Here is a 4566-nt window from a genome sequence, read left to right on the forward strand (position 1 = left end):
AGTCGAACTGCCTGTCGGTCGAACCGCTCGAGACGCCGCTCGGCCGTAAGCGCCGCATCGACCAGTCGTCGTGCAACAAGGACTTCTCGTGCGTGAACGGCTTCTGCCCGAGCTTCTTCACGGTCGAGGGCGCGGCGCTGAAGAAGGCCGCGGGCGCGGCGTTCGACGAAGCCGCGCTCGCGGCACGCGTCGAGGCGCTGCCGGTGCCGGCGACGCAGCTCGATGCCGCGCCCTTCGACATGCTGGTCACGGGCGTCGGCGGCACGGGCGTCGTAACGGTCGGCGCGCTGATCAGCATGGCCGCGCATCTCGAAGGCAAGAGCGCATCGGTGCTCGATTTCATGGGCTTCGCGCAAAAGGGCGGCTCGGTGCTGTCGTTCGTACGGATCGCCGCGCGCGACGAGTGGCTCAATCAGGTGCGGATCGACACGCAGCAGGCGGACGTGCTGCTTGCATGCGACATGGTGGTCGGCGCGAGCGCGGATGCACTGCAGACGGTGCGGCATGAACGCACCCGCATCGTCGTCAATACGCACCGGATCCCGAACGCCTCGTTCGTGCAGAACCCCGATGCGGACCTGCATGCCGATGCCCTGCTGGAGAAGATGCGTCACGCCGCAGGCGAAGGCTTCCTGTCGAGCTGCGACGCGCAGGCGCTCGCCGCGAAGTTCCTCGGCGACACGATCGGCGCGAACATCCTGATGCTCGGCTACGCATGGCAGCTCGGCCTCGTGCCGGTGTCGCACGCGGCGATGATGCGTGCGATCGAGCTGAACAATGTCGCGGTGCCGATGAACAAGCTCGCGTTCTCGGTCGGCCGCATGGCCGCCGGCGATCCGGCGGGGCTCGATGCGATGTGGAGTGCGCGTCATGCGGCTGCGGCGCCGGTCGCGTCGGATCGCCTCGACGATGTGATCGCCGATCGCGAAGCGCGTCTCGAAGCGTATGGCGGCGCGCGTTATGTGGAACGCTATCGCGCGCTTGTCGCGGCGGCGCGTGCGAAGGGGGACGAGGCGCTCACGCGTGCGGTCGCGACGACGTTCTACCGGCTGCTCGCCGTGAAGGATGAATACGAGGTCGCGCGCCTGTATGCCGACGGCGCGTTCCGTGCGGCGCTGGAAGCGCAGTTCGAAGGCGTGCCGGGGCAGGACTACCGCGTGAAGTTCAATATGGCGCCGCCCGCGGTCGCCAAGGCCGGCCGCGATGGCGGGGTACCGAAGAAGCGCGTGTTCGGCCAGTGGATGTGGCCGGTGCTCGGGATGCTCGCGCGCGTGCGCAGCCTGCGCGGCACGCGGCTCGATCCGTTCGGCGGCACCGTCGAGCGCAGGATGGAACGCGCGCTCGCCGACGATTATGAAGCGACGCTGACCCGCGCGTTCGCGGCGATGAACGCGGACAACGCGCCGCGCGTCGTGCTGCTCGCCGATCTGCATGCGCGCGTGCGCGGCTTCGGTCACGTGAAGCTGCGCAATCTGGCTGGCGTGAAGCGCGCGGAACGCGAGCTGGCGCTTCAGCTCGGCATCGACGCGGCGACGAGTCAGGCGGTGCAGCACGCGCTCGACGAAGTGAAGGGCGCGGGGACGCTGAAGGGCATTCCGGTCGTCGTCGCGAAGTAACGGGTTCGCGCGGGAGCGGTGCGCGTCGCGCCGACGCGCACCGCACCGTCAGGCCAGCCCTTTCTTGCGCGTCGACAGCGCCGTTTCCTGCAGATCGATTTCGCGGATCAGCTTCGTCAGCGTTTCGTCGGTGATCCGTTGCTGGCTGCGCATCCGGTACAGCATCGAGCGTTCCGCGCGCACCGCCGCGATCCGCATCTGCAATTCCATGGCTTCGGCCTGTTTCGCTTCCGCGCGTGGCGTGGCGCTGCCGTCCGAAAACGCCGTGAGGCGGCGGCGGTACTGGTCCATCACGCGCGCGGACACGTCCGCGCAGCGGGCCGAGCCGGCTTCGTCGAGATCGACGGCGATCGCATTGTGCGCGGAGTCGATCGCGCGAATCGCCGCCTGGGCGGCCGCGGCCCGCGCGGCGCGCTCTTCCTCCGCGAGCGGGTTGCGCGTCGAGCGCACGCCGCGCAGCAGCAGCGGCAGCCCGATCACGGCGACGAGAAGCGAACCGAGAATCACGCCGGAGGCGATGAAGATCGCGGTATCGCGTCCGGCGAGCGGCGTGCCGTCGCCCAGCGCGACCGGGATCGACAGCACGCCGGCGAGCGTCACCGCGCCGCGCACGCCGCCGACCGTCATCACCGCGATCGTGCGCAGCCCCGCCATCGTGCCGGACAGGCCCTGGCGGGCGGCGCGGCGGCTCGCGAACCAGCGCAGCAGCCAGACCCACAGGAAGCGGATCGCGTAAAGCGCGGCCATCATCAGGAGCACGTAGCCGAGCATCTTGCCGACGAGCATGTTGCTCGTGTGATGCGCGTCGACGAGCGCGCGGCCGAAGATGTGCGGCAACTGCAGGCCGAGCATGATGAACACCATCCCGTTGAACACGAACTCGATCATCGCCCACGTGCTTTCCGCCCGCACGCGCGCGGCGACCGTGCTGGTGCGCGAGAAGTTCGTGTAGTTCATCGTCATCCCGGCGGACACGGCGGCCAGCACGCCGGACAGATCCAGATGCTCGGCGAACAGGTAGGCGGCGAACGGCACGAGCAGCGTCATCACGATGCCGGGGGCGGGATCGCCTTCCTGCTCGGCGTTCAGGAAGCGCGTCGACAGCACGCCGAACAGCCAGGCGACCGCCGCGCCCGTCGCGAGGCCGCCCGCGGCGACGATCACGAACGTGACCGACGCGTCACGCAGCGAGAACACGCCGGTCAGCGCGGCGGCGACGGCGAATTTCAGCGCGACGAGGCCGGACGCGTCGTTCATCAGCGCCTCGCCTTCGAGGATGTGCATCAGCTGCGGCGGAATCCGTCCCTTGCCGGCGATGCCGGACAAGGCGACCGCGTCGGTCGGCGACAGCACCGCGGCGAGCGCGAACGCGACCGGCAGCGGCAACTCGGGTATCAGCCAATGCGCGAAATAGCCGACTGTGAGTACCGTCATGAATACAAGCCCGAACGCGAGCATCAGGATCGCGCGGCGCTGCAGGTAAAGCTCGCGTTTCGGAATCCGCCAGCCGTCCGAGAACAGCAGCGGCGGAATGAACAGCAGCATGAATATTTCAGGGTCGAATGTGACATGCAGGTTGAACTTCGGCCATGCGAGCACTGCGCCGAACGCGATCTGCATCAGCGGCAGCGGCAGGCGAAACGGCAGCGAGCGCGTCACCGCGCCGGACAGCGCGACGGTGAGCAGCAGGATCAGGACAGTGAAGACGATTTTCATCGATACATCGGGAAAGAAAGCAGGAAAAGACAGCCGTACGGAGTTTAGCGCGCCACCGTACGGCCGTGCCGTTGTCCGGGCAGCGGTCTAGCGTCGCGGTGCGGATGCACTCGCAAGGTGCATTGGCCGCGCGCGACGATGGTGCATCGGTGTCGCGGGCGCGCGGCACGACGTGAAGGGCGGTGTGCACGGAGCTTGCTTGGTGTTGGGCAACCACGCCAACATCGAGAAACCGAGGGGCCATTCATGACATACCGCGAGCCATCTTGTTCGTCAGACGCCGCGTTCGCCGGGTTCGGGAGGAGGGCAGCATGACGATCGTGCAACAGGAGCGTCCGGTCGCTGCGTCGCCGTATCGGTTCGAACGCGAGATGACGTCAGGGCTCGAGCGCCTGGCGACGCAGCATCACGACTTCACGCTCACCACCGTCTTCCAGCCGATCTTCAGCCTGTCGCACCAGCGCGCGGTCGGCTATGAGAGCCTGCTGCGCGCGCACGATACGCTCGACCGGCCGGTGTCGCCGCTCGACGTGTTCGGCGAGGCGGCGCGCCACGATGAGCTGCTGTCGCTCGACCGGCTCGCGCAGGCGCTGCATCTCGAGAACTTCGCGCTGCTGGGCGCGGAGCGCGAGTGGCTGTTCCTCAATGTGCATCCGGGCGTCCTCACCGATCCGTTCCAGGCGGCGGCGCTGCTTGCGAACCTGAAGCGGCTCGGCATGCCGCCGCGCCGGGTCGTGCTCGAAGTGATCGAGCAGCGCGCGGACGACCTCGAACGGCTCGCCGACGCGGTGCGCGACTTCCGCGCGCAGGGTTTCCTGATCGCGCTCGACGATTTCGGCGCCGGGCACTCGAACCTCGAGCGGGTCTGGCAGCTGAACCCGGACATCGTGAAGCTCGACCGGATCCTGCTGTCGCACGCGGCGCACCGGACGGGACCGACGGCGATCCTGCACGGGCTCGTGACGCTGCTGCACGAGGCGGGCAAGCTGGTGCTGATCGAAGGCATCGAGACCGAGCATGAAGCGCAGATCGCGCTGTCGTGCGAGGCGGACTTCGTGCAGGGCTATTTTTTCGGCAGGCCGGCGCCGGGGCTACCCGACAGCACGGCGGCGAGCGCATGCATCGCCGAGCTGACCGAGCGCTATCGTCAGCAGACGGAAGCGCGCGAGCGGCGCGACGCGCAGCGGCTCGCGCCCTACGTGCGCGCGTTCGAACGGGCGGCGGAGCGTCTGGC

The 4566-nt window shown here is 68.5% G+C and carries 3 protein-coding genes; 2 read left to right on the top strand and 1 reads right to left on the bottom strand.

Going from position 1 to position 4566, the window contains the following annotated elements; genetic code table 11:
- Positions 1-1616: DUF6537 domain-containing protein (locus KH616_RS21755; protein WP_292250697.1), on the top strand; the 1616-nt coding region annotated here is incomplete at its 5' end.
- 48 nt (positions 1617-1664) lie between these two features.
- On the opposite strand, the gene KH616_RS21760 is transcribed toward KH616_RS21755, so the two are convergent.
- A complete protein-coding gene (locus KH616_RS21760; RefSeq protein WP_292250699.1) occupies positions 1665-3332 on the bottom strand; it encodes a Na+/H+ antiporter in 1668 nt (555 codons plus the stop codon).
- 311 nt (positions 3333-3643) lie between these two features.
- Between KH616_RS21760 and KH616_RS21765 the strand changes: the two genes are divergently transcribed.
- Positions 3644-4566 (top strand): EAL domain-containing protein (locus KH616_RS21765; RefSeq protein ID WP_292250701.1); only part of this gene is annotated, 923 nt, incomplete at its 3' end.

Source organism: Burkholderia sp., assembly GCF_018375725.1.
In the GTDB taxonomy this organism is placed as follows: Bacteria; Pseudomonadota; Gammaproteobacteria; order Burkholderiales; family Burkholderiaceae; genus Burkholderia.

Excerpts from the sequence above, each read along its gene's own strand:
- KH616_RS21760 (WP_292250699.1), bottom strand. The coding sequence starts at position 3,332 with ATGAAAATCGTCTTCACTGTCCTGATCCTGCTGCTCACCGTCGCGCTG.